Origin of the sequence: Edwardsiella ictaluri ATCC 33202 (assembly GCF_000264785.1) — a bacterium.
Taxonomy (GTDB): Bacteria; Pseudomonadota; Gammaproteobacteria; order Enterobacterales; family Enterobacteriaceae; genus Edwardsiella; species Edwardsiella ictaluri.
In genome coordinates, this window is the sequence record NZ_AFJI01000088.1 from 34638 (window position 1) to 60588 (window position 25951).

General features: G+C 55.3%; 21 protein-coding genes, 4 pseudogenes and 1 other annotated feature. Of the genes and pseudogenes, 2 read left to right on the plus strand and 23 right to left on the minus strand.

Annotated elements, in window-relative coordinates:
• Positions 1-243: 243 nt before the first annotated feature.
• The 9 genes from hisIE to hisL form a co-directional block, all read right to left on the minus strand.
• Positions 244-876: a bifunctional phosphoribosyl-AMP cyclohydrolase/phosphoribosyl-ATP diphosphatase HisIE gene (gene hisIE, locus EIEH_RS13350; RefSeq protein WP_015871850.1), complete on the minus strand. Its 633-nt coding sequence runs from the start codon at positions 874-876 to the stop codon at positions 244-246.
• Positions 870-1646 (minus strand): imidazole glycerol phosphate synthase subunit HisF, encoded by a 777-nt coding sequence (gene hisF / locus EIEH_RS13355; protein ID WP_015871849.1) that lies wholly within the window; start codon positions 1644-1646, stop codon positions 870-872. Before hisF ends, hisIE begins: the two co-directional genes overlap by 7 nt.
• Positions 1628-2365 (minus strand): 1-(5-phosphoribosyl)-5-[(5-phosphoribosylamino)methylideneamino]imidazole-4-carboxamide isomerase, encoded by a 738-nt coding sequence (gene hisA / locus EIEH_RS13360; RefSeq protein WP_015871848.1) that lies wholly within the window; start codon positions 2363-2365, stop codon positions 1628-1630. The genes hisF and hisA overlap by 19 nt, the downstream gene beginning before the upstream one ends.
• On the minus strand, positions 2362-2967 hold the full coding sequence (gene hisH, locus EIEH_RS13365; RefSeq protein ID WP_015871847.1) for an imidazole glycerol phosphate synthase subunit HisH: 606 nt from the start codon (positions 2965-2967) through the stop codon (positions 2362-2364). Before hisH ends, hisA begins: the two co-directional genes overlap by 4 nt.
• Positions 2967-4046, minus strand: a complete 1080-nt coding sequence (gene hisB / locus EIEH_RS13370) for a bifunctional histidinol-phosphatase/imidazoleglycerol-phosphate dehydratase HisB (protein ID WP_015871846.1) — start codon at positions 4044-4046, stop codon at positions 2967-2969. The genes hisH and hisB overlap by 1 nt, the downstream gene beginning before the upstream one ends.
• A complete protein-coding gene (gene hisC / locus EIEH_RS13375; RefSeq protein WP_015871845.1) occupies positions 4047-5123 on the minus strand; it encodes a histidinol-phosphate transaminase in 1077 nt (358 codons plus the stop codon).
• Positions 5120-6430 carry a histidinol dehydrogenase gene (hisD, locus tag EIEH_RS13380; protein WP_015871844.1) on the minus strand — a complete coding sequence of 437 codons (1311 nt, stop codon included), beginning with the start codon at positions 6428-6430 and terminating at the stop codon, positions 5120-5122. The genes hisC and hisD overlap by 4 nt, the downstream gene beginning before the upstream one ends.
• A gap of 4 nt (positions 6431-6434) precedes the next feature.
• A complete protein-coding gene (hisG, locus tag EIEH_RS13385; protein ID WP_015871843.1) occupies positions 6435-7334 on the minus strand; it encodes an ATP phosphoribosyltransferase in 900 nt (299 codons plus the stop codon).
• Positions 7335-7388: 54 nt separating this feature from the next.
• Positions 7389-7521: a sequence feature (His leader region), on the minus strand.
• Positions 7497-7544, minus strand: coding sequence for a his operon leader peptide (hisL, locus tag EIEH_RS19075; protein WP_106389040.1), 48 nt, complete (start codon positions 7542-7544; stop codon positions 7497-7499). Its footprint overlaps the feature before it by 25 nt.
• A 500-nt stretch (positions 7545-8044) precedes the next feature.
• Between hisL and EIEH_RS13390 the strand changes: the two genes are divergently transcribed.
• On the plus strand, positions 8045-8875 hold the full coding sequence (locus EIEH_RS13390) for an SDR family oxidoreductase (RefSeq protein WP_015871841.1): 831 nt from the start codon (positions 8045-8047) through the stop codon (positions 8873-8875).
• A 262-nt stretch (positions 8876-9137) separates the two neighbouring features.
• Here EIEH_RS13390 and rimO read toward each other — a convergent pair whose 3' ends face one another.
• The 10 genes and pseudogenes from rimO to EIEH_RS13430 all read right to left on the minus strand — a co-directional run bounded on the left by rimO (position 9138) and on the right by EIEH_RS13430 (position 18748).
• Complete coding sequence (gene rimO, locus EIEH_RS13395; protein ID WP_015871839.1) at positions 9138-10463, minus strand: 30S ribosomal protein S12 methylthiotransferase RimO; 1326 nt, start codon at positions 10461-10463, stop codon at positions 9138-9140.
• 199 nt (positions 10464-10662) lie between these two features.
• Positions 10663-11694, minus strand: a pseudogene (locus EIEH_RS13400) (IS630 family transposase).
• A 100-nt stretch (positions 11695-11794) separates the two neighbouring features.
• Positions 11795-12535, minus strand: a complete 741-nt coding sequence (locus EIEH_RS13405) for a glycosyltransferase family 25 protein (RefSeq protein WP_015871833.1) — start codon at positions 12533-12535, stop codon at positions 11795-11797.
• Between the two features lie 272 nt (positions 12536-12807).
• Positions 12808-13308 (minus strand): hypothetical protein, encoded by a 501-nt coding sequence (locus EIEH_RS19080; protein WP_128574064.1) that lies wholly within the window; start codon positions 13306-13308, stop codon positions 12808-12810.
• Between the two features lie 176 nt (positions 13309-13484).
• Positions 13485-14183 (minus strand): annotated as a pseudogene (locus EIEH_RS20130) (IS1 family transposase).
• 339 nt (positions 14184-14522) lie between these two features.
• A pseudogene (locus tag EIEH_RS13415) lies at positions 14523-15554 on the minus strand (IS630 family transposase).
• A 100-nt stretch (positions 15555-15654) separates the two neighbouring features.
• Positions 15655-16398 carry a glycosyltransferase family 25 protein gene (locus EIEH_RS13420; RefSeq protein ID WP_015871827.1) on the minus strand — a complete coding sequence of 248 codons (744 nt, stop codon included), beginning with the start codon at positions 16396-16398 and terminating at the stop codon, positions 15655-15657.
• 102 nt (positions 16399-16500) lie between these two features.
• A pseudogene (locus EIEH_RS18580) lies at positions 16501-17201 on the minus strand (IS1 family transposase).
• A gap of 175 nt (positions 17202-17376) precedes the next feature.
• Entirely contained in the window at positions 17377-18177 is an 801-nt protein-coding gene (locus tag EIEH_RS13425) for a helix-turn-helix transcriptional regulator (protein ID WP_015871825.1), read from the minus strand.
• A 19-nt stretch (positions 18178-18196) separates the two neighbouring features.
• Positions 18197-18748 carry a kinase inhibitor gene (locus EIEH_RS13430; RefSeq protein ID WP_015871824.1) on the minus strand — a complete coding sequence of 184 codons (552 nt, stop codon included), beginning with the start codon at positions 18746-18748 and terminating at the stop codon, positions 18197-18199.
• Positions 18749-19178: 430 nt separating this feature from the next.
• On the opposite strand from EIEH_RS13430, the gene EIEH_RS13435 reads away from it, so the two are divergent.
• Positions 19179-20378, plus strand: a complete 1200-nt coding sequence (locus tag EIEH_RS13435) for a serine hydrolase (protein ID WP_015871823.1) — start codon at positions 19179-19181, stop codon at positions 20376-20378.
• Between the two features lie 108 nt (positions 20379-20486).
• On the opposite strand, the gene EIEH_RS13440 is transcribed toward EIEH_RS13435, so the two are convergent.
• The 4 genes from EIEH_RS13440 to ybjG form a co-directional block, all read right to left on the minus strand.
• Entirely contained in the window at positions 20487-21854 is a 1368-nt protein-coding gene (locus EIEH_RS13440) for an L-serine ammonia-lyase (protein ID WP_015871822.1), read from the minus strand.
• 98 nt (positions 21855-21952) lie between these two features.
• On the minus strand, positions 21953-23245 hold the full coding sequence (locus EIEH_RS13445; protein WP_015871821.1) for an HAAAP family serine/threonine permease: 1293 nt from the start codon (positions 23243-23245) through the stop codon (positions 21953-21955).
• 865 nt (positions 23246-24110) lie between these two features.
• Positions 24111-24875: a DNA-binding transcriptional repressor DeoR gene (deoR, locus tag EIEH_RS13450; RefSeq protein WP_015871820.1), complete on the minus strand. Its 765-nt coding sequence runs from the start codon at positions 24873-24875 to the stop codon at positions 24111-24113.
• Positions 24876-25214: 339 nt separating this feature from the next.
• A complete protein-coding gene (gene ybjG, locus EIEH_RS13455; RefSeq protein ID WP_015871819.1) occupies positions 25215-25823 on the minus strand; it encodes an undecaprenyl-diphosphate phosphatase in 609 nt (202 codons plus the stop codon).
• Positions 25824-25951: the final 128 nt, after the last annotated feature.

A 25951-nucleotide genomic window follows, 5' to 3' on the forward strand; every position in this document is an offset into this window, starting at 1 on the left:
TTGCCATTGTTGTCGGGAGCATCACTGAGCGCCAGGCTGGGCCGCTCGGTACATTATCCCTTGGTAAATCATATTACTATTTATGGTAGGTAACCCATTTTGAGTAGAAGGCAGAGGCATTTTCGTGAGCGGGTAGACGCTTTTGAACGCCGGGATTAACCCGGTGCTACAGGTGGGTCACACTTTGGCTACTCCGGCGGGCCGGGAGAGGTGCCACCGCGCTGAGCGGTGGCAATGGTCGGGTTAAGCCCGGTGGTGGCGGGTTTGCAGACAGCTGATGACATCGCCCAGTGACAGCTGCTGATCCTGTAACAGTACCAGTAGATGGTAGAGCAGATCGGCGGATTCGTTGATCAGCTCATTGCGGTCATGTACGGTGGCCGCCAGCGCCGTTTCCACTCCCTCTTCGCCGACCTTCTGGGCGATACGTTTGGTGCCGCTGGCGTACAGCCGGGCGGTATACGAGCTTTGTGGATCGGCCGTTTTGCGTGCGGCCAGCAGTTGCTCCAAATGATACAGGAACGGCCATTGTGCTCGGGCCGGGGCAAAGCAGCTGTCGCTGCCGAGATGGCAGGTCGGCCCCTGGGGATCGGCCAGAATCAGCAGCGTATCGCGGTCACAGTCCGGGGTGATACTGACCACGTTCAGGGTGTGGCCGGAGCTTTCGCCCTTGGTCCATAGCCGCTGTTTGGTGCGGGAATAGAAGGTGACCTTACCGCAGCGCTCGGTCTGATCCAGCGCCTCTGGCGTCATATAGCCCAGCATCAGGACATCGCCAGAGCCGGCGTGCTGCACGATCGCCGGCATCATATCGTCCACTTTGCTCCAGTCCAGACGCTCTTTTTGCTGTTGCGAAAGAAAACCTTGAGTCAGCACAATCGAATCTCCACTCCGTTGAGCGCCAGATAGCGCTTGAGTTCACCGATTTGAATAATCTGTTTATGAAATACCGAGGCCGCCAGCGCGCCGTCCACGTCGGCCTGGCTGAAGGCCGCCAGAAAGTGTTCGGGGGCACCGGCACCGCCGGAGGCGATCAGCGGGACGCGGCAGACGGCACGGATCTGCTCTAGCTGGCGCAGATCGTAGCCGCTGCGTACGCCGTCCTGATTCATCATGTTCAGCACGATCTCCCCGGCGCCGCGGCGCTGCACCTCCTGCACCCAGTCCGCCGTCTGCCAGGCGGTGGCGCGGGTGCGCGCCTCATCGCCGGTGAACTGGTAGACCCGGTCGCTGTCGCTGGCGGCGTCGTGCCAGGTATCGATACCGACCACCACACACTGCACGCCGAAGCGATCCGCCAGACGGGTGATCAGCGTCGGCTCGGCCAGCGCCGGCGAGTTAATGGAGATCTTGTCCGCGCCGTAGCTCAGGAGCAGCCCAGCCTCCTTGACGCTGCGGATCCCACCGGCGACGCAGAAGGGAATATCGATCGCCGCGGCGACCCGGGCCACCCAGCTTTTGTCGACCACACGGCCGTCGGCAGAGGCGGTAATGTCATAGAACACCAGCTCATCGGCACCCTCATCGGCGTAGCGCCGGGCCAGCGGAACGATATCGCCGATGATCTCGTGATGGCGAAACTGAACGCCTTTGACGACCTGGCCGTCGCGAACGTCCAGACAGGGAATTATGCGTTTTGCCAGCATGCGATGGCCTCCTTCACGCTGAATTTGCCTTCCAGCAGGGCACGGCCGACGATGATGCCCTGCACGCCGCTGCCGCGCAGGGCAGTAATGTCCTGCAGCGCGCCGATGCCGCCGGAGGATTGAAATTCGATCTGCGGATAGCGCGGGCAGATCTGGCGGTACAGCGCCACATTGGCGCCGCCCAGGGTGCCGTCGCAGGCGATGTCGGTACACAGTACGTGCCGTAGTCCCAGCGGCAGAAAATGCGCTACCGTCTGTTCCAGGGTCACGCCGGAGTCCTCTTGCCAGCCGCTGACGGCCACACGTTTATCGCCGTTGGCGGCGATACGTACATCCAGCGCCAGCACCAGCCGATCGGCGCCGAAGCGCGTGAACCAGCGGGCGACCTCCTGCGGCTGGCGGACCGCCGTTGAGCCGACCACCACCCGCGTCGCCCCGGCGTCGAGCAGTGTGGCCACGTCCTCTGCGCTGCGAACGCCGCCGCCGACCTGTACCGGCACGCTCAATGCCCGCAGCAGGCGGGTCAACATGGGGAGCTGGCGGCGGGCGGGATCGCGCGCGCCGCTCAGGTCGACCAGGTGCAGCTGTGCTGCGCCCTGACGCTGATACTCCAGCAGCCGCGCCAGTGCATCGCCATCATAGTCGCGCTGACGGCCATAGTCCCCCTGGTGCAGGCGAACGACGCTGCCGTCGATAAAGTCCAGTGCCGGAATGATCATGACGGCATCTCCAGAAAGTTTTTCAGCAGGAGGGCACCGGCCTTGCCGGAGCGCTCGGGGTGAAACTGCACGCCGTAGAAGTTATCGCGGCGCACCGCGGCGCTAAAGGTATAGCCGTAGTCGCACTGCGCCAGGGTGTCGGCGCACAGGGGATAGGCGTAGCTGTGCACGAAATAGAAGTAGCTGCCGTCGGGAATCCCGCGAAACAGGGGATTACCGGCCAGAGAGGTGACCTGATTCCAGCCGGTGTGCGGCAGCGGCAGGCCGGTGTCGGTCATCCGTTCGACCGGGGTGTCGATCAGATGGAGGCCGGGGACATCCCCTTCGGCGCTGCGGCTGGCCAGCAGCTGCATCCCCAGGCAGATGCCGAGCACCGGCTGGGTGCAGGCCCTGATCAGGTCGATAAGATCGCGCTGGCGCAGCTGCTCCATGGCGGCGGCGGCGTTGCCGACGCCGGGCAGCAGCAGTTTGTCAGCCGCCAGCACCGCCTGTGCATCGCGGCTGACGGTCGGCCGGCAGCCCAGGCGCTCCAGGGCATAGCGCACCGAGGCCAGGTTGGCGCAGCCGGTATCCAGAATCACCACGTTGCACGCTGTGGCCATCACAATACTCCTTTTGAGCTGGGCAAGCGGTCGTCTTCGATGCGGATCGCCTGGCGCAGGGTGCGGCCAAAGGCCTTGAACAGGCTCTCTACGCGGTGGTGGTCGTTCTTACCCTTGGTTTTCAGGTGCAGGGTAACGCCCATCGCGTAGGCGAGGGAGTGGAAGAAGTGTCCGACCATTTCGGTGCTGAGATCCCCGACGCGCTGGTGGCTGAATTCGGCCTTGAAGGAGAGGTAGGGGCGGCCCGAGATATCCAGGGCACAGCGGGCCAGACACTCGTCCATCGGCAGGACAAAGCCAAAGCGGGCGATGCCGCGCTTGTCCCCCAGGGCGATGCGCAGGGCTTCGCCGAGCGCCAGTGCGGTATCTTCGACGGTGTGATGATCATCGATATGCAGATCGCCCTTGGCCTCTATATGCAGGCGCAGGCCGGCGTGGGTGGCTATCTGATCCAGCATATGATCAAAAAAGCCGATACCGGTACGGATGTAGCTCTCGCCCTGACGATCCAGCCACACTTCCGCCAGCAGCGCGGTCTCACGGGTGACGCGCTCCACCTGGGCATGGCGATCGCGGCGGGTCAGGCGTTCGGCAATCTGCGGCCAGTCCAGACTGGCGCCATCGGTTGGGGTCGCGGCGTAGCGCAGTCCGTTGATCCCCATGTTGTGCGCCAGCTGCAGATCGCTGTCGCGGTCGCCGATCACCCACGCGTTGGCCGTATCCAGCACGCCGGGCTGCAGATAGTCGGTGAGCAGCCCGGTGGCGGGTTTGCGGCAGCGGCACCCCTCCTGCGGCAGATGTGGACAGATCAGCACCCGCTCGAACAGGATGCCCTGCGAGGTCAGTATCTGCATCATGAGCGCGTGTGGCGCATCGAAGTCGGCCTGCGGAAAGCGTTCGCTGCCCAGTCCATCCTGATTACTGACCATCACCAGATGATAGCCGGCCTGCTGCAGTCGCAGCAGCGCCGGAATGACCCCGGGCATCAGCGCCAGCTTGTCCAGACGGTCTACCTGAAAGTCCTGCGGCGGCTCGGCGATCAGGGTGCCGTCGCGATCGATAAACAGATATTTCTTCATTTACGCCTCTCCTTCCTGGCTAAAATGGCGCAGTACCGCAAGAACCCGCTCATGCTCCACGGTGCTGCCGATGGTGATGCGCAGGCAGTCGGCCAGCGAGGGCTGGCTGCGCTGATCGCGCAGAATGATGCCCTGCTGCCACAGGGCCTGAAAGATCGATCCTGCGCGGTCACTGCGGATGATTAGATAGTTTCCCTGAGAAGGATAGACCTCTTGAATGCAGTCGCAGCGCAATAACTGTGCGATCAGCGCCTGGCGCTGTTCAATCACGTAGGCAACCCGCGTCCGCATGGCGGCAATCCCGGCGGGCGAGGTGGCCTGGGCCGCGATGTCGGCGACCGGTGATGCCAAAGGATAAGGGGCGATGGTTTTCTGCAGCAAAGCGATCACCTCGGCGCTGGCCAGCGTGAAGCCGCAGCGTAGCCCGGCCAGGGCAAAGGCCTTCGAGAGGGTACGCAGCACCACCAGATGGGGGTAGTCGGCGAGCCAGGAGACCACGCTGGCGTCGGGGGCAAACTCAATGTAGGCCTCATCCACCACCACCAGCGCCCGCCCGGCGGTCAGCGTGAGCAGTGTGCGCAGATCGTCGGGATTGAGCAGGTTGCCGGTCGGGTTGTTGGGACTGCAGACAAACACCAGCCTGACGCCGTCGAGGGTGGCGGCGATGGCTGGCACGTCCAGCTGCCAGTCGGTGCCCAGCGCGACGCAGCGCCGTTCGACGCCGCTGCTCTCCGCGCTGACGGCGTACATGCCGTAGGTGGGCGGACAGTAGATCATGGCGTCGCGCCCCGGTTCGCAAAAGGTGCGGATCAGCAGCTCGATGCCCTCATCGGCGCCGCGGCTGGCCAGCACCTGCTGCGCCGTGACGCCGGCATAGGCGGCGTAGTTGGCGATAAGCTCGGCGGGCTGGCACTCCGGGTAGCGGTTAAAGGCCTCGCTGCGCAGCGGATAGCTGACCGGCTGCGGGTACTCGTTGGCATTGAGCCAGACGTCGCCGCTGCCACCGAGGCGTCGGGCGGACTGGTAGGGGGTCAGGCGCTGTATGTTTTCCCGCGCCAGTGCGGTTATCGGCTTCATGATTGGCTCTCCCGGATGGCGGCGACCCGCAGGCGGACGGCGTTGGCGTGGGCGTCAAGGCACTCAGCCTGCGCCATGGCCTCGACCGTCGGGGCCAGCGTCAGCAGGCCTGCGGGGCTGAGGCGTTGGACGGTCATGCGTTTCTGGAAATCTGCCAGCCCCAGACTGGAGTGGGTGGCGGTGTAGCCGTAGGTCGGCAGCACGTGATTGGTGCCGGAGGCATAGTCCCCCGCGGATTCGGGCGACCAGTCGCCCAGAAACACGGAGCCAGCGCTGGTGATGGCATCGAGCCACGCCTCGGCGTCGCGGGTTTGAATGATGAGGTGCTCCGGCCCATAGCGGTTGCTGATCTCGATGCACTGCGCCAGCGAACGGGTGACGATCAGGCGGCTCTGCGCCAGCGCCTGGCGGGCGATGTCAGCGCGTGGCAGGAGGGCAAGCTGCGCCTTGACCCGTTCGGCGACCCGGCGGGCCAGCGGGGCATCGGGCGTCAGCAGGAGCACCTGTGAGTCGGGGCCATGCTCCGCCTGGGAGAGCAGATCGGCGGCGATAAACTCCGGGTTGGCTCCGGAATCGGCGATCACCAGCACCTCGGAGGGGCCGGCGGGCATATCGATGGCGGCGCCCCGAGGGCTTTGGCTGACCTGCCGTTTGGCCTCGGTGACATAGGCGTTTCCGGGGCCAAAGATTTTGTCGACGCGGGGGACGGATTCGGTTCCGAAGGCCATGGCGGCGATTGCTTGCGCGCCGCCGACCTGAAAAATTTCGTCGATGCCGCACAGGCGTGCGGCGTAGAGGATCGCCGGGTCAATCGGCGGTGGTGAGCAGAGGATCACTCTACGGCACTGCGCCACGCGGGCCGGGATCCCCAGCATCAGCACCGTGGAGAGCAACGGGGCGCTGCCGCCGGGAATATACAGGCCGACGGTGTCCAGTGCGCGGGAGATCTGGCGGCAGCAGACGCCGGGCTGGGTTTCGACCTCGACAGGGGCCGGGCACTGGGCGCGATGAAAGACCTCAATATTCTTGGCCGCCTGGCCCATGGCGCGGGTCAGTGCGTCGGGCAGACTGTCGCCGGCGACGTCGCGGATCTGACGTGAAACGCGCAGGATGGCAGGTGCCTCCCGGTCAAAGCGTTGGCTGAGGCGATGCAGCGCCGCATCACCGTCGTGGCGAACCTGGGCGATGATCGCCTCAACGTTTGCACTGATTTGCGCGGCGCTGGCGATCGCCGGGCGCTGTAGCAGGCAGTGCTGCTGTTCGGGGCTACAGTCGTCCCATTGGATAAGCGTATCAAAGCGGATCATGGCGTCACTCCATCATCTTTTCAATCGGCAGTACCAGGATCGAGCTGGCCCCCAGAGCCTTGAGCTGCTCCATGGTTTCCCAGAACAGGGTTTCGCTGCTGACCATGTGCATAGCGACGCGGCGCTTGTCACCGGCCAGCGGCAGCAGGGTCGGGCGCTCAGCCCCCGGCAGCAGCGCCATAATCTCTTCCAGACGATCGCTCGGCGCGTGCAACATGATGTATTTGGACTCCCGCGCCTGGATCACCCCTTGAATCCGGGTCATTAGGCGTTCGATCAGCGCCTGCTTGGCGGGAGGCATCTCGCCGTCGCGCTGAATCAGGCAGGCCTTGGAGCGGTAGATAACCTCGACCTCGCGCAGGCCGTTGGCCTCAAGGGTGGCACCGGTGGAGACCAGATCGCAGATGGCATCGGCCAATCCGGCGCGCGGGGCAACCTCTACCGAGCCGTTGAGCAGACAGGATTTGAAGCGGACGCCCTGCCCATCCAGATAGCGCTTGAGCAGGTGGGGATAAGAGGTGGCGATGCGGCAGTCCTGCAGACCGCGGGCACCGTCATAGGCTGCATCGATGGGCATGGCCAGGGAGAGGCGGCAGGCACCGAAGTCGAGGCGCCGTAGCAGGGTATAGCGCGGATCGTCACCCTGGGCCCGCCGGGTGAGCAGCTCCTCTTCCAGCACGTTCTCGCCGATGATGCCCAGGTCAACCACGCCATCCATCACCAGGCCGGGAATATCGTCATCGCGCACCCGCAGGATGTCGATGGGCATATTTTCGGCGAAGGCGATCAGTCGCTGCTGATGCAGGTTGATTTTGATCCCGCAGCGGGCCAGCAGCGCCTGCGAGTCTTCGCTCAGACGGCCAGATTTTTGCATGGCGATGCGTAAACGTGTTTTGTCCAACATGGTGTTACTCCTGTATTCCCCAGCCGGCGCCGCGGCGCCCGTGAATGATGAACAACAAAAAAGCCCTCGGAAGAAGATCTTCCGAGGGCTTTTTCACATCTTGCGTCTGTCGCCACTGGAAGATCCTTTGACCGTCTTCCAGCACTTATCCGCCTGAAAGAGCTAGTCAGGATGATGGTGATGATGGTGGTTGAACAGTACGCGAGTCAGCATAAATGTAGTCCGTAGTTTTGTGTTGCGTTGATACGCTGCGCAAGATGCGCTCAGTGGTTTTTAAGCTAAACCAAGTGTACGGCGTATGGCAAGTGCTTTTTTGTCCGATTGACGATGGGCGCTGTTCGCCCATCGTTACGGGGGCATCAGGCGCCGGTAAACTGATACCCGGTGTTGGCGTCCTGAGTCAGCTGGGTAATGATTTGATTGGTCAGGGGCTGAGCGCATCGCGGTGGCGCTGGCTCTGCTCACCGCCGCTGTTTGGCATATGCCATCGCTTTCCCGCTGTGGGGGCATCTTGGCCTATGGCATGGTGCTGTGGCAGCGTCCGCCGTCAGCGACCTTCTCGTCCTTGCCCTCTTGAGCGCAGAGGGGTCGGTGCATCGTGTCGCCTTCGTTATTGCGGGGAACAATTGTATAACCGCTGTGGGCAGCGTAGCCTTAGGGAGAGATAACCCGGCGACGGGGAGTGGTGAGGCCGAGATGAGGAGAGGGCAATGAAGCGGGTGGCTATCGTAGGGTTAGGCTGGTTAGGGATGCCGCTGGCGTTATCGCTATTGGCGCGGGGTTATCAGGTGGTGGGCAGTAAAACCACGCCAGATGGGGTTGAGGCGGCGCGCTTGAGCGGCGTGGAGTGTTATCCATTGCTGCTGGCACCGCAGCTGGAGTGCGACGAGGAGGATTTGGCGCAGTTGTTGCGTGTTGATGCCTTGGTGATCACCTTACCGGCCAATTGCGGCAGCGACGGAGGCATCGCCTATCGTCAGGCGGTGCGTCAGTTGGTGGACAGTGCGCTGGGCTACGGAGTGACGCGTATCATTTTCCTCAGTTCGACTTCGGTGTATGGCGATGTGACAGGTGAGGTGAACGAAGATACACCGTTGCATCCCACGAGTCAGGCTGGCAAGGCGCTGGCCGATCTGGAGTGTTGGTTGCATGATCTTCCCCATACCTCGGTCGACGTATTACGTCTGGCTGGCCTGGTGGGTGAGGGGCGTCATCCGGGGCGCTTCCTGGCGGGGAAAACCGATCTTCCGGATGGCAATGCCGGGGTGAATCTGCTGCATCGGGACGATGCGATCGCGGCGATCCAGCGGCTGCTCGAACAGTCACAGGGGGGGCATATCTATAACCTGTGTGCACCACATCATCCGGCACGCCAGCAGTTTTATCCCTCATTGGCGCGCGCCCTCGGCTTGATGCCACCCCAGTTCCGTGCGACGGATGAAGCGCTAGCGCCGGGTAAGTCGGTGGATGGTTCGCGCATTCACCATGAGCTGGGGTTTGTCTATCGTTACTCCGACCCTAACCTGATGCCTTATGAATAAGGTGTTATGCAGTGCCTACGATGGCGGCGTTATTTTTCTTGCGGGTGATGTTTTTTGTCTCCGCGGGGAAAAAAGCACATCGTCCCATGGTGTGCAGCGGGGGATCGCTACCATAAAATAGTATTTTCATCATATTTATCTTCAAGATGGCTCTTTTATGTGGAACGCCAGCAAAAAGATTTTTTGATAGGGTTAATGAGAGAAGGGGCAGTCAGCTTATGTGGCTGAAACGGCACACCGCAGGCACGGTGCGCCACGGACATTAGGCCAGAGAGCCCCACATGTCGTACTCATCGGCATTTTCGATGGTGACATTGACGATGTCGCCCGGTTTCACGCTGCGCTCGCCATTCAGATAGACCACGCCGTCGATCTCCGGCGCATCGGCCATGCTGCGGCCTATGGCGCCTTCCCCATCGACCTCGTCGATGATCACCGGCAGCGTCAGCCCCACCTTCTCTTGCAGCCGCTCGGCGGAGATCTGCTGCTGCAGCTGCATAAAGCGATCGAAGCGCGCCTGCTTGATCTCGTCGGGTACCTGATCGGGCAGTTCGTTGGCGGCGGCGCCTTCAACCGGGCTGTACTGGAAGCAGCCGACGCGATCCAGGCGAGCCTCGCGCAGGAAGTCCAGCAGCATCTGGAAATCCTCTTCCGTCTCGCCGGGGAAGCCGACGATAAAGGTCGAACGCAGGGTCAGCTGCGGGCAGATCTCGCGCCAGCGTTTGATCCGCTCCAACGTGCGCTCAACGGCGCCGGGGCGCTTCATCAGCTTCAGAATACGTGGGCTGGCGTGCTGCAGCGGGATATCCAGATAGGGCAGCAGCTTGCCCTGTGCCATCAGCGGGATAACGTCATCCACGTGCGGGTAGGGGTAAACATAGTGCAGGCGGATCCAGACTCCCAGCGTCGCCAGCTGTTCACACAGGCTGAGCATGCTGGTTTTGACCGGCTGACCGTTCCAAAAGCCGGTGCGGTGCTGGATATCCGCGCCGTAGGCAGCGGTATCCTGCGAGATGACCAGCAGCTCACGGACGCCGGAGTCGGCCAGACGCTTGGCCTCGTCCAGTACAGAGCCGATGGAGCGGCTCTCCAGATCGCCGCGCAGGGAGGGGATAATGCAGAACGCGCAGCGGTGGTTACAGCCCTCCGAGATTTTCAGATAGGCGAAATGCTTGGGTGTTAGCTTGACGCCCTGTTCCGGAACCAGGCTGGTGAAAGGGTTGTGCTGCGGTTTGGCCACGTATTTGTGCACGTGGTGCAGCACCTGCTCATAGCTGTGCGGCCCGGAGATCTCCAGCACCTTGGGGTGGACCTCCCGGATCTGGTTCTCTTTGGCGCCCAGGCAGCCAGTCACGATGACTTTCCCGTTTTCATGCAGCGCCTCGCCGATGGCCTCCAGAGACTCCTGTACCGCGCTGTCGATAAAGCCGCAGGTGTTAACGATCACCAGATCGGCATCTTCATAGGTAGGCACCACCAGGTAGCCTTCGGTGCGCAGCTCGGTCAGGATACGTTCGGAGTCGACCAGGTTTTTCGGGCAGCCGAGGGAGACGAAACCGATTGTCGGTTGGCGGGATTGATTGCTCATAGCGTAAAAATTCATCGTGTCTGGTTATGATAGGGCAGGGATTTTACAGCGCTCTGCGTTGAAATTGTACCGCTATTTATCCTGATGGCTCGACGTACGCCTTTCCGGCCTCACCGTGCGTTTCGCGTCGTGTACGGATTGCCGTCGTCGGCCCGATCAGATATCGTCTGGGAGGGCTAAATAGCTGCGCCGAATAGCGCTACACTTTTGCCAGCCCATGTTTACCTCCGGGGAATGGAGTGACGGTTTCCATAAAATGACGAACCTTTTTCAACAGTTGCCACATTGAACGGTACTGATGATTACGCGTTATCGTGTCGTGAAGCGCCTGCCATAGCCGCTCAGCATGATTCACCCACGGCGAGTAAACTGGCGGGTAAATCACCCTGAACTTCGGATTTTGCTTCAGCCAGCGCTGCGTTTCCCGGCTTTTATGGATAATGTAGTTATCCACGATCAGCGTGATGGTTTTTGCCCGCCGTTACATCGCTTTACGCTGCTTCAGCAACTTGATGAATAGTACTGAACTTTTGCTGTTGCCGCCCACGTAGCTGACTTTGCCCGTTCCGCAGTGCAGTGCTCCGGCCAGAGAGTATTTTTCGTTCTGTCCTGGTGTTACCACCCGTTTTTGCTGCCCGCGTAGCTGCCAGCCCGCACCGATTTTGGGATTAAGATGGATATCTACCTCATCTTCATAAAATACCGGATGCTCTGCGCTGCATTCGTTCAGTGCTTTGTGGATTGCCACCATCTTTTCATCCTTATGCGGGTCACGGCTACGCAGGGTTGGTGCTGCCCTGCGCCACACCAGACCCGCAGACGGCAACCGGTGGCGAACAGTTCCGGCATGTCACTGGAAACCGGTTATCTCATTGATTTTTATTGTCATAAGTTCTGTACTCCAGCGTGAACGCTGGTAGTCAAAATCGCCGGGAGCGTGTTTTACCAGCTCACGTAACAGCGAGCAGATATGCTCGAACGGCCAACGGCGGGAGCGCCCGGCGGGTAATGATTTCAGTCCTTCAATACCCGACAGTGTAAACCAGTTAATCCAGCGTCCCAGCGATGAGCGGGCGCAGCAGAGCGTTCTGGCAACGTCGCTGACACGGTCGCCCCGATGCAGCATCAACATGGCGGTCAGCCTGCGGGCATGATTTTTGTCACGCGTTTTATGGATAGTTTTCTGCATCAAGCGTCGGTCAGTTCGGGGAATGGGTGCTATGATCGGCACTGCTCAGTCCGGTTGGTGATTTTGATTGGTTTAGCGATTGATCAGATCGCACAATCCGGGCTGAGTTCCCTCAACGTGATCTACTATTCCGCACAGCTATTTAGCCTCTCACTTTTTTTAAAAACATTCGTCTAATTAGTTTATGATATATTTTTATCACTGAGTTTTTTCTATCAAGGCTTTTCCTTTTATGCTTTTGTGCATCGCTCTTGAGCTGTCGCTCCTTTTCTATCGTTGATGTCTGTTTATCCACGTCATGGGAGAGGATGAGATCAGTATTAAGGGAGTAAGCACGAACAAAGCGCGTGAAGTAGAAGTAGCGCCAGGCATCTGCCTCTACCCTGACAGGAGTGTTGAGGGTAAGCAGGGTGCGCGCCGCCTTATTGGTTATCACATAGCCATGCGTCAGCGTCGGGGTATTGGATTCATAAAAAATATAGTCATCAGACAACGTTATCAGTTTATTTTTATAAATATATTCAGTTTTATATAGCAATAGTGCGATATTATCTTCTTTACTTATCCTCTTTTCTATCAGCGCAATCACATGGGCTGTATCGTTGTGCAGGATAGCATCATCTTCAAGAATGAGTGCAAAAGGGAGTTGCTCTGCGATGATCCGCTGATAGAGCGAGTTATGACTGAGCGCACAGCCCATTTCGCCACGGCTTAAGTAGGAACGTGCATCGGCGTCGATAAAGCTATCCAGATCGCTATCGGTTAAATCAATGCCGCATACAGCATCAATTATTTCAAATTTAATCCTGAGTCGTTTACACTGCCGTTGTATTGCATTCTTTTTTTGAATATCATGCTTTAGATTTATAATAAATACCTGCATGCTGATTCCTGTAAAATATCCCAATCAAAGCTGGAGGGTACCCAAGTTTAATAATTAAATCTACATTTTGAGATATTGTATTTTTTAATATTTAATTGTTTTATGTTAAATTACAAATGCTTTATTTTTAACTATATTAAGCCTTTATCAAAAAAGGAGTTGTTATTAATAAAAAATGATCATTTCTGTGCTTTGTTAATGAGTGACTCTGACCAAAAATCCTGCACCATTCAGAAACAGGATTTTTGGTCAGAGTCAGGGAAGCAAACATATCACCTGAACAATTTCGACAGGTACCATTTTAAATATAAATATACGCTTTCTGGATTTTTAGTCGGGATTCTACAATCCCTTGCATCACGTTCATTATGCTCAAGAAATGCCAAGATATCACCTTTTTGATAAGCTTTTTCTTTAGATGTGATTGTTGTGCATGTGATGTCATCATACCTTTTGTATTCAGGGTCCCATCCATGCCATGTAATCTCATACCGATATTTGCTTTTACCATACTCATCACTATGATTTATTTTATGCGTATTTTTTATTTTTGCCTTAAAATATATCGTTGTATTATAGTAGTAATGATAATTGTGATAGCTTACGTATCTGGGAGCTGGCGTATCATCATAGAAACACCAAACTATTAAAAATATAAATGCAAGTATAATGATAGCTGCAATGTAGTCCGTAATACCATCATTAAATTTAAGTTCAATTTTTTGTTGTCCCTGCGCTCTTATCTCTTGCTTTTTCCTGCTACGTTTTCCCATGCGGACATGTCTCCATTTTAACCCTTTGATTAAATCTAATTTATATGAAATTATATCTAATATGATCGTGTTAGGTGGTATAGTTAATCACAATAAGTACAGGGGCTTCCGTTATTTAATTTATTATGTGAGACCTTACTCAGCAAATCAACCACTAACTGGGTCATGACTCAAATTTAGTGGTAATGGTTGATTGTTAGATACCAGCCGATGACCTTATCGTGCATTTCTTCTGATTTGGAGAAGCAGATTGTCCTTCGGGTAAGCCGTTTGAGATGAGTTCGCAGATTCAAGTTATGGCGTTCTATGCGTTGGGTATATTTCTTGCTGACTACATGGTGAGCTGGATCCAGCAGCGTCCGGTATACCGGCCAGGCATCGGTCATGTAGAAGGCAATATTAAATTTTCTCACTAACGCTAGAATCCGCTGTAACGTCAACGCATTTCGAGGGCTCAAAGACATGAGCAAGAACCCGCTTTCGAATACGGTCATACGCATAGAAGAGCCAGCGAGGATTGCTCTTACAACGAACGAATGACCACTGTTCATCAGCTTCACAGCAGATAACGACTTCGGCTCCCGGCTCTACGTGTTGCGCTCGCTGTCTCGGTTCCAGTTTTTTAGATGGCGGAGGACAGTATTGAGGCTGATATCAAGAACCCGTGCCGTGTCACGACATCCGGAGCCGTTCATTGCCATAGCAATAATGGATTGATGGGTGTTGGGTTTAGCTGCGTTATATTGAAAGTTGAGCTGGAAGGTTTTCAGGCAGAGCTTGCAGCGATAGAGCTGAGCGCCAGAAGTGGAGTGACCATTAAGGATAACTCCCTGAGTTTTGGTGCAGCGGGGGCAAACCACATCAATCTTTGCCATTTCTTATCCAAAACGAGGATAATACCACTCCACTAATTTGGAGTCACTGCCCTTTTTTGCTTAATCAACCCAGTAGTTTGATACCTTCACCTTATTTTTCCTATGTTGTTGACATGACAAAATAAGGTGGTTGCAATAGTTACCACTTAACCATGGCCGCATGAACGGTCACTCGGTGAGTAGGCCTGCTTTGCAGGTTTTGCTCTTTAATAATATGAGACGGATTCGGAGAGTTATTATCACCTATCATAAAAACAAGGTGATCAATGATGCCATTGAGTACGCAATTTTTTGTGGATGGTCATATCTTCCACGCCTAAATAGCTGCGCCTAATGCCGCTACACTTTTGCCAGACCATGTTTCCCTCCGGGGAATGGAGTGACGGTTTCCATAAAATGACGAACCTTTTTCAACAGTTGCCACATTGAACGGCACTGATGATTACGCGTTATCGAGTCGTGAAGCGCCTGCCATAGCCGCTCAACATGATTCACCCACGGCGAGTAAACTGGCGGGTAAATCACCCTGAACTTCGGATTTTGCTTCAGCCAGCGCTGCGTTTCCCGGCTTTTATGGATAATGTAGTTATCCACTATGAGCGTGATGGTTTTTGCCCGCCGTTACATCGCTTTACGCTGCTTCAGCAACTTGATGAATAGTACTGAACTTTTGCTGTTGCCGCCCACGTAGCTGACTTTGCCCGTTCCGCAGTGCAGTGCTCCGGCCAGAGAGTATTTTTCATTCTGCCCCGGTGTTACCACCCGTTTTTGCTGCCCGCGTAGCTGCCAGTCCGCACCGATTTTAGGATTAAGATGGATATCTACTTCATCTTCATAAAATACCGGATGCTCTGCGCTGCATTGGTTCAGTGCTTTGTGGATTGCCGCCATCTTTTCATCCTTATGCGGGTCACGGCTACGCAGGGTTGGTGCTGCCCTGCGCCACACCAGACCCGCAGACGGCAACCGGTGGCGAACGGTTCCGGTATGTCACTGGCAACCAGTTATCCCATTGATTTTTATTGTCAGAAGTTCTGTACTCCAGCGTGAACGCTGGTAGCAAAAATCGCCGGGAGCGTGTTTTACCAGCTCACGTAACAGCGAGCAGATATGCTCAAAAGGCCAGCGCCGGGCTCGTCCGGCAGGTAGTGATTTCAGTCCTGCAACACCCGACAGCGTGAACCAGTTAATCCAGCGTCCGACGGAGGAACGGGCACAGCAGAGCGTTCTGGCAACGTCGCTGACGCGGTCACCCCGGTGCAGCATCAGCATGGCGGTCAGCCTGCGGGAATAATTTTTATCATGCGTTTTATGGATAGTTTTCTGCATCAGGCGTCGTTCGTCACGGGGAATTGGTGCTATGATCGGCATCGCTCAGTCCGGTTGGTGATTTGTTTTGATTTGGCAATTGATCAGATCGCACAATCCGGGCTGAGTTCCCTCAACGTGATCTACTATTCCGCGCAGCTATCTAGTTCTGCCTTATTTTTTTTAGAAATGGCCGTCGGAAGATTTTATGATAAAATTTCACAAACGAATTTTTTCGGTCAATATTTTCTCTTAACGAGATCTGTCGTGGTGAGCGAGATAGGCGTTCTTCCTCTATTGTCGAGTTTTCCTTGGATTGATCCCGTGAGGTAATTAAGTCAATATTAAGTGAATATGAGCGAATATTTTTTTCAAAATAAAAATTACGCCAGGCATCCGCCTCGAGTCTAACTGGGGTATTAATTTCTGTAATTAAACGAGCGGTTTTGTTAGTGACCACATAGCCATGTGTATATGTTGGCGCGTTCGATTCATAAAGACTATATTTTTCAGATAACTTTATTTCTTTGTTGCTGTATACACAGTTCGTTTTATACAACAGGTATGCATGGCTTTTTTCTTTATCTATAACGTTTTCGATAGCGTGAATAACCTCACTGAGGTCATCATGTAATATGGCATCATCTTCGAGAATTAACGCGTATGGAAGGTCTTCTGATATTATTTTTTGATATATACGCAGATGACTAAGGGAACAACCTATCTCACCTTTTGTTAAATATATTTGAGCATCTTTGTCAATTAAATGGTCTATCTCTGTAGCGCTGAGATCGATGCCAGAGACCGCCTCGATAATTTCATGGCTGATGTTTAATTGGTCGCACTCATTTATTATTTCGTGCTTCTTCTGAAGATCTCTTTTTAAATTTATAATAAATACTTTCATTTGTAGTTGTGTTTTTTAAATTTGATTGCACATGATACATTTTACATCTAATTAAATCCAGATTTTTATCATATGATCGGGTTTTTGGATCATGGTTCCAACTTAGTGGTAATGGTTGATTGTCAAACACCAGTCAATGGCCTTATTGCGCATTTCTTCTGATTTGAAAAGCAGATGGTCCTTCGGGTAAGCCGTTTAAGATGAGTCCGCAGATTCAGGTTATGGCATTCTGTGCGTTGAGTCTATTTTTTGCTGACTACATGGTGAACTGAATCTAACACCGTCCGGTATACCGGCCAAGCGTCGGTCATGTAGAAGACAATATACAATTTTCTCAGCAAAGCCAGAATCCCTTGTAGCGTCAACGTATTTCGAGGGCCAAAGAGGTGAGCAAGAACCCACTTTCGGATACGGTCATACGCATAGAAGAGCCAGCGAGGATTACCCTTGCAACGTATGAATGACCACTGTTCATTCGCGTCACGGCAGATAACGACTTCAGCTTCAGGATCAACGTATTGCGCTAGTTGTTTCGGTCCCCGTTTTTTAGATGGCGGAGGACGGTATTGAGGCTGATATCAAGAACCCGTGCCGTGTCACGACATCCGGAGCTGTTCATTGCCATAGCAATAATGGATTGATGGGTGTTGGGTTTAGCGGCGTTATATTGATTGAACGCTGAGCTGGAAGGTTTTCAGGCAGAGCTTACAGCGATAGACCTGGGCGCCTGAAGTGGCGTGACCATTACGGATAACATCCTGAGTTTTGGCGCCGCGGGGGCAAACCACATCAATCTTTGCCATTTCTTATCCAAAGAACAAATAATACAATAACACTAATTTGGAGTCACCACCGGTTTTTGCCATATCCGATGGTATGCTTTTGTTCAAGATAGACTCAATTTCGACGTGTCTGTTTTTGGGGACACCATATTTTTCGTCGTTATTATGTTCGATGACGCGAGTTTACTGTTAGCGCTTATCGGCGCATGGCCTGGCGCAGAGCGCTGGGGGTGAGGCCGTAGCGGCGGACAAAGCGGGCAGTGAAACGCGAGGGACTGGCATAGCCGCTTTGGCTGGCGATATCGCCGATGGGCGTATTCCCCGACTGCAGCGCCAGCAGCGCCTGGCCAAGGCGCACATCGTCCAGAATATCGCGAAAGCGTTTTCCTTCGGCGTTCAGGCGGCGGCGTAGGGTGGACTCGGCCATATGCAGGCGCTGGGCGATGTCGGTTGCCTGCCAGGCATAGGCGGGATCGAGTAACAGCAGTTGCTGGATCTGCTCCGTGAGACGATCGTGGCGCTCGTTAAGCAGCAGCGCGGTATGGCCGCTGGGCTGTAGCGCCAGCAGCAGACTTTCGGCCAGATGGTTAAGCAGCGGTGGCGCCAGCGGCGCCCGCAGCGCATCCATCATGGTGTCCCACAGCAGCGTCAGCGCTGGCGTCATGGGCAGCGACAGTGAGGCGGTCGTCCCGTCGGAGGGCACCGCCTGTGGATAGTGCTTTCGAAACTGGCGTAGCAGCGCCGCGGGCAGATAGAGCATTTCGGCACGATAGTAGCCCGCGCCGGTCTGGTTGGCCATGCTCACTTCACTGCCGCCGGGGAACAGCACCAGTGAATCTCCTCCTGTCACTTCATAACGCTCGCCCCATTGGATGGTCTTGCTGCCCTGCCGAACCCGGCACAACGCCGGACTGAACAGGGTGACCCGCCGCAGCTGGTGGCTTTGGCGTGCGCTGATCTGCTGTACCGTTGGCGTGGGAGTAACGGGATCGTGCATCTGCTGCTGTCTCCAAAACTCAGTGACCGTATACCGGCACCAGCTGTGCAGTGGCCAGTTTGTTGGCGTTCAGCATAAAGCCAACCAAGGCGCCGCTGGAAGTATTATCGATCGGCAGTTTGTCGGTTTTCAGCGCCCAGACGGTAAACTGGTAGCGATGCGGTTTGTCCCCCGGAGGCGGACAGGCGCCGCCGAAGCCGGCATAGCCAAAGTCATTACGCCCCTGAACTGCCCCGGCTGGCAGGGTGGTGCTGTCTTGCGCTCCTGCGCCAGCGCTTAGCTGGTGGATATCGGCCGGAATGTTGACGAGCGTCCAGTGCCACCAGCCGCTGCCGGTCGGTGCGTCGGGATCATAGGCGGTAATTGCGAAGCTCTTGGTGCCTTCTGGGGCGCCGGACCAGCTCAGGGCCGGTGAACTGTTGCCGCCTTCGCAGCCAAAGCCAGCGAAGACCTGCTGATTACTCATCTGGTTACCGTTCTGGATCTCCGGGCTGCTCAGGGTGAAGCTCTGGGCGTGTACCGGCAAAGAGAGCAGCGCGAGGGCCGCCAGAGAGAAGGTGGTTTTACTCATGATGTTTCTCCTGTGTGATAGTGGATACAGGCTACTGGAGTTCGCGCGGGGATGCTGTGCCGAAACGCTCTACAATTATGCAGGATCGCTCAGTTGGCGTCTTCTCTGGGGCTGATAATGGACGTTATGGCACATCGTGGCGGAGTGGATGACGGAGAAGATGCGGGGCGATATCGAAAAAGTGTGCCCCCGTCCACAATCATGCGTCAAGAAGTGTCGTTATGCTGAAAAAATCCCAGGGATTATGTTAATAGTCCCGAGGAATGTCATAAAATTAATGAATTACTTCTCGGCAGGCTTAGCCGCCGCGGTAATGGTGACGGTGGAGTCCGTTGCCCTGCCGATGGTCAGCATGTCGGGTTGCATCAGGTGCGTTGCCCGGGGCAATGGCATATTATTTGATCATATGAATGGATACACTGGTCTTATCATGAAGAATCGTGCACTTACCGTTTTTATTCGCAGGCTAACGTTGGGTGCAAGCCTGTCTCTGGTTGCCTTACCGTTGCAGGCCGCCGATCCGGCACCGCCGCAGGTCAATGCCAAGGCCTATATTCTGCTGGACTATGATAGCGGCCGGGTGTTGACGGAGGGCAACGCCGACGAGCGTCTGGATCCTGCCAGTCTGACCAAAATCATGGCCAGTTATGTTATCGGCCAGGCATTGAAGAGCGGTAAGATCGCGCCCGGCGATATGGTGGTGGTTGGTAAGGATGCCTGGGCGACGGGAAATCCGCTGCTGCGCGGCTCTTCGCTGATGTTTCTAAAACCCGGCGATCGGGTGCCGGTTGCGGAGCTGAACCGCGGAGTGGTTATTCAGTCCGGCAATGACGCCAGCATCGCGCTGGCAGATCACGTGGCCGGCAGTCAGGATACATTTGTCAACCTGATGAACCAGTACGTTAGTGCCTGGGGGCTGAAAAATACCCATTTTCAGACCGTCCATGGCCTGGATTCCGAGGGACAGTACAGCTCAGCGCGGGATATGGCGCTGATTAGCCAGCGCCTGATCGCCGATGTGCCGGATGAGTATCAGCTGAATAAAGAGAAGGAGTTTACCTTTAATAAGATCCGCCAAATCAATCGCAACCGTCTGCTGTGGGACAGCAGTCTGAACGTGGACGGGGTGAAGACGGGATTTACCAGCGGCGCCGGACATAACCTGGTCGCATCGGCTATAGATGGCCCCATGCGATTGATTTCGGTGGTGTTGGGTGCACCAACCGATCGGGTGCGGTTTGATGAAAGTAAAAAGCTGTTGACCTGGGGCTTTCGCTTCTATGAAACCGTCACTCCGCTCAAGGTAGGTCAGCCTTTTACCACCCAGAAAGTGTGGTACGGCGAGCGCCGCGAGGTACCGCTGGGCGTGGATAAAAGTGCCTCGGTCACCATTCCCCGCGGACAGATGAAGGATCTTAAGGCCAGCTATACGCTGACGCAGTCGCAGCTGGAGGCGCCGCTGAAGAAGGGACAGGCTGTGGGTACCATCGATTTTCAGCTTAACGGCAAAACCATTGAGCAGCGTCCGCTGGTGGTGTTGGAGGATGTGCCGGAGGCTGGCTTTTTCGGCCGTATCATTGACTTTGTCATGCTGAAGTTGCACAGCCTGTTCGGCGGTTGGTTCGGCTAAGAGCGCCGAGCGCACCGCTTGTCGCATAAAAAAATGCCCGGCGTTGCCGGGCATTTCATTTATCAACGCTAATCCCCTCCGATGGAGGGGATCGCGGTAGTGGCCGACTTAGCCGCAGGCGAGCACTTTCAGCGCCAGGCCCCCGCGAGAGGTCTCACGGTACTTGGCGTTCATGTCCTTGCCAGTTTCGTACATGGTCTCGATAACCTTATCCAGGCAGACGCGTGGATCGCTGGTGCGGCGCAGTGCCATACGCGCCGCGTTCACCGCTTTGACGGCGGCGATGGCGTTACGCTCGATGCACGGTACCTGAACCTGGCCGGCGACCGGGTCGCAGGTTAGCCCCAGGTTATGCTCCATGGCGATCTCAGCCGCCATGCAGACCTGGGCCGGACTGCCCCCCAACAGCTCGGCCAGACCGGCCGCGGCCATAGAGCAGGCGACCCCGACCTCGCCCTGACAGCCCACTTCGGCGCCGGAGATGGAGGCGTTCATCTTGTACAGCGTACCGATGACGCCGGAAGCCAGGAAGTAGCGGGTATACGAGTTGGCGTTCACCTCACGAATAAACTTATCGTAGTAGGCCAGAACGGCGGGGATGATCCCGCAGGCACCGTTGGTCGGCGCGGTAACGACGCGGCCGCCGGCGGCGTTTTCTTCGTTCACTGCGAAGGCGAACATGTTGATCCAGTCGACAACGGCCATCGGATCGACGCTGGTCTTGTCATTGGTGACCAGCATACGGCGCAGGGCAGAGGCTCGGCGCGGTACGCGCAGCGGCCCGGGCAGAACGCCTTCGGTGTTGATGCCACGCTCGATGCCGGTACGCATCACGTCCCAAACCCGGGAGAAGTGGGCCGCGATCTCATCCTTACTGTGCAGGGCTAGCTCATTTTGCATCACCAGGCCGGACAGGGAGAGCCCGGACTCTTTGCAGTGACGCTGCAGATCGGCAGCGCTGCTATAGGGGTACGGGACGGCAACCTGCTGACTGCTCTGCTGGCCAAAGTGCTCTTCATCAACGATAAAGCCGCCGCCGATAGAGTAATAGGTCTTGCTGTAGAGCACCTTATCACCGGCCAGCGCGGTAATGCGCATACCGTTTTCATGCAGAGACAGATTGTCTTCGTGGAAGTTCATGCTGCTTTCCAGCGGGAACGCCACCTCATGCTGGCCGTTGGCCATCAGCAGACGGCCGCGGGTCTCTACGTCCTTGATGAAGACGGGGATGCTGTCGATATCGACGCTGTCCGGCAGGTTACCGGCCAGCCCCATGATGATGGCCAGATCGGTGTGGTGACCCTTGCCGGTGAGGGACAGGGAGCCATAAACGTCAACAACGACGCGGGTGACGTCGTTTAGCAGACCTTTTTCGATAAGGTCATCGCAAAATTGCTTACCGGCCTTCATCGGCCCTACGGTATGGGAACTGGATGGGCCAATGCCGATCTTATAAATATCAAAAACGCTAATCATATCGCCTCCAATGATTTATCAAGGCTGGAAATTGAAACTGTTGCCAGGATAAAAAAACGACCGGTGCGGAAGCCGCACCGGTCGGGCTGTTACTGTTATTAACCGAACAGGGTATACAGGATTGCAGAGATGGCAATCAGGCCCATAATCACAACGAAGACGTTGCTGATGTGGCCGCTGTACTTGCGCATGGCCGGTACCTTGTTAATGGCGTACATCGGCATCAGGAACAGGATCATCGCGATAACCGGACCGCCCAGGGTTTCAATCATCCCCAGAATGGATGGGTTCAGGGTGGCCACAACCCAGGTGGTGATCAGCATGAACAGAGCAGTGATTTTGTTCAGTTTGCCAATTTCGATGCTCTTACCGCGGCCACGCAGTGATTTGATGACCAGACCGTTGAAGCCTTCACGGGCACCCAGGTAGTGGCCCAGGAAAGATTTGGTGATGGCAACGAACGCAATGATCGGTGCAGCGAAGGCGATAACCGGCGTATTAAAGTGGTTGGCCAGATACGACAGGATGGAGAGGTTCTGGGCTTTGGCTTCGGCCAGGTCGGCCGGAGACAGGCTCAGTACACAGCTGAACACGAAGAACATAACGGTCAGTACCATCATGATGTGTGCGTAGCTCAGGATTTTGGAGCACTTTTTCTCAGCCAGCTCATCACCATACTCTTCACGCTTGGCAACGGCGAAAGCGGAGATGATAGGAGAGTGGTTGAAGGAGAACACCATAACCGGGATAGCCAGCCACAGGGTCATCCACAGGCCGCTGCCGGAGGCAGAGCTGGCGATGGCTGCGCTGTCGAAGATGGCGCTGTTCCAGTTCGGGATCAGATACAGGGCCAGCAGCATCAGAACGGCAACGAACGGATATACCAGGATGCTCATCACCTTCACAATCAGATGCTCACCGAAGCGGACGATGGTCATCAGGCCCAGGATCAGAATCAGGGACAGGATGATACGCGGCGGTGCGCTCATACCCAGCTGGTGAGTGATGAAGCTTTCCACGGTATTGGTGATCGCTACGCTGTATACCAGGCAGATAGGGTAGATAGCGAAGAAGTACAGCAGGGTTATCAGTTTACCCGCGCCAATGCCGAAGTGTTCTTCGACCACTTCAGTGATATCTTCGCCCGGTTTTTTGCCGGACAGCACGAAGCGGGTCAGACCGCGGTGGGCAAAGAATGTCATGGGGAACGCCAGGATCGCCATGATGATCAGCGGAATCAGGCCGCCGACGCCGGCGTTGATCGGCAGGAACAGAACGCCCGCGCCGATGGCTGTACCGTACAGGCCCAACATCCACATAGTATCTGACTTACGCCAGGCACTCTTGGAACCGGAGGTAGAAGCAATAGTACCAGTCTGAGTGGTGTCCATAGGGTCTCCAAATTGAACACATTTGTTCTGATCGGTCTGCCCGCTCTAAGGCCGACAGACACTCAATCAGGGAACTGAGTGAGTTAATAATTCCTAATGAAAAAACGAAAAAGTTTAATCCGTTAAATAAAGTTGCTGCGCGAAAAAGAGTACAAACAGTAACCGAACGCTGTCTGATTTAAACAGCGAACCGATTGAATCCGTTCACAAAACAACTTTTCTTGTTGGTGTGCTACAGCATTTTTCGGTCGCTAAGATATATTTTTATAGTTTAAACGTCCGTGATCAGACTCGCAAATGCAATATTCATTTATTTTTTAGCGCCGTTTGCCAAATTTTTGTCTAATCATAAAACATAAAATTAACAAACAGATTTGTGATTTTTAACACCAGATGAGTGATAAGTAAATATTTGTATATATTATGTCATAACTAATTTTATACCGTCACCCTCGAATCAATTATGTTCAGGTGAAATAACTCTTATAGGGTACGCGTTATTTGTGTTTTTAATCCATTGTTTTTAAATGATTTATTGTTGAAAGGTCAATTTATTTAAATTTGGATGAATTATTAACCTGGGTGGCTGAAAATAGAGCGATCGTTATCTTCCAGCCAACTAAATGAATAATAGGAAAAACCGAAAGATGATTATTTAATATTATGTATGATGATTAAAATTCCTTCTGGAAAGCAGCTCACATTTTAAAATAGAAAGGATGAGGCGATGTTTTACACAGGGGTGGCGATTATTTAATCGCAGTATCGATTATGGGGAGAGGCGGTGCTGGAAAAAAATAGACGTAAACCCCACGAACCGATGCTGAAGAGGGGGATGCCGTCGCGCACGACGGCGGAATAGGCCTCAGTACAGTAACTGAACCTTATGGGCGTTAAGGTATGCTTTCAGCTCGCCGTGTGGCGCCTGATCGGCGATCAGCGTACTGAAGTTTTCCAGCGGCGCTATCCAGGCACTGCGGACTTCGCCAAACTTGCTGGCGTCGGCAATCAGTAGCGTGCGGTTGGCACGCAGCATTGCTTTACGCTTGATCGCGATTTCGTCCAGGTTGTAACAGGTGGCTCCCTGCTGTACCGAGATGCCTGCCGCAGAGATAAAGGCCAGGGTTGGACACAGGTTGTCCAGTTCGCTGATCCCATCACTGGTGGCAAAAATGGCACTGTCCGGGTTAAAAATACCGCCGCACAGGATCACCCGGCAGTGGGGCTTGCTCTGAAGGGCCATGAAGGTATTGAGCGAATAGCAGATGCCGGTAAAATGCCTCTGTTCATCAATAGCATCAATGATAAAGGGAACCGTAGTGCCGCAGTCAAAAAATACCACGTCATCTTCCTGTACCTGTTGGGCGGCCAGGGCTCCGATATGGCGTTTCTCTTTGACCCGCCGCTCCTGCTGATCGCTGACAAAGTAGCGCACGCTCTGGTGGATTTTGGGATCGAGCACGACGTAGCCCCCCAGTAATACCACGTCGCCGTTCTGGGCTGCCAGGTCGCGGCGTACCGTCATTTCAGAGACATTAAGCAATTCGGCCGCATCTTTCAGGTGCAGCTTATCGGTACGTTTCAGTGCCTGGGACAGGCGGTTGATACGATCGTAACGCCGGGCTTCCATAATCTCTCTCGTTAAATGATTCTGTGAATGGCGTGCAGTAGCTCATCGTCGCTGGCCGTAAAAATTTGCAGCACAGGGTAATCTGCCACCCTGGCGATGCCTGATACCTGGATTCATTGATAGATGGATCAAGCATTTTGCTACGTCCGTAGCGTACGGTAGCGACAGACGCAGACAATGTTAATTCTTCTACATGATACGCCGAATTCTGATGATTACGTGACATTTTTATCCGTCATACGTTGAGCTATCGATGGTTTGGGAGAGGGCTGCGCCTGTCTGCGATGACATGCGCGCCCGGCGTTGGGGCAACGTGTGCAGAAGGCGGCGCGGCGTTATTCAGGCTTGAACCCAACCGCGGCGGATGGCGTAGCTGAAGATCTGTCGGTGCAGGCGCAGCAGCACGCAGTGCAGCGCATCGCCGTAGTGTGGCCATAGCACATGAACCAGTCCACAGCTGGCCAGTGCTACCAAAAAGGCGCCGATCATATCCAGCGGCCAGTGCACGCCGAGGTAGATACGAGACCAGGCGATAGCGATACCACAGAGCATCAGCACGCTGCCGATCCTACGGCGTGGAGACCAGAAAAGAAACGCCAGTGCAAAGCTGAAGATGGCACAGCCGTGATCGCTGGGATAGGAGCTATCGGGTGCGTGGAGAAGGAACTGGTTACCGATCCCGATGGTGAAGGGGCGTGGATGGGGCAGCAGCCAGCCGATGATCTGTGCCAACAGCAGGGTGATTATCAGGGTGAGCGTCGCCTGGCTGATGATCACCCGGCGTGCGGGAAGCTGTGCGGCGTTACCCCATAACCAGCCGACCACAATGGTGAGTGGGACCACCAGGATCAGATCTTTGGCGATAAAACGGGCGAACATCAGCAAGGCCAGTGGCGCGTGCGGTGTGGCGTTGATCCACAGAAACAGGGTGCGGTTAAACTCTTCCATTCAAACAGACTCAATCAACAACGGAACAGGGAGGACGGCAGCCTGACCTCGCCTACTGCGAGTGGCGGACACTAAACTATAGGGAGAAGCGCCCGCCTACGCCAATGTTAATGCGCGGTGGTTATTGC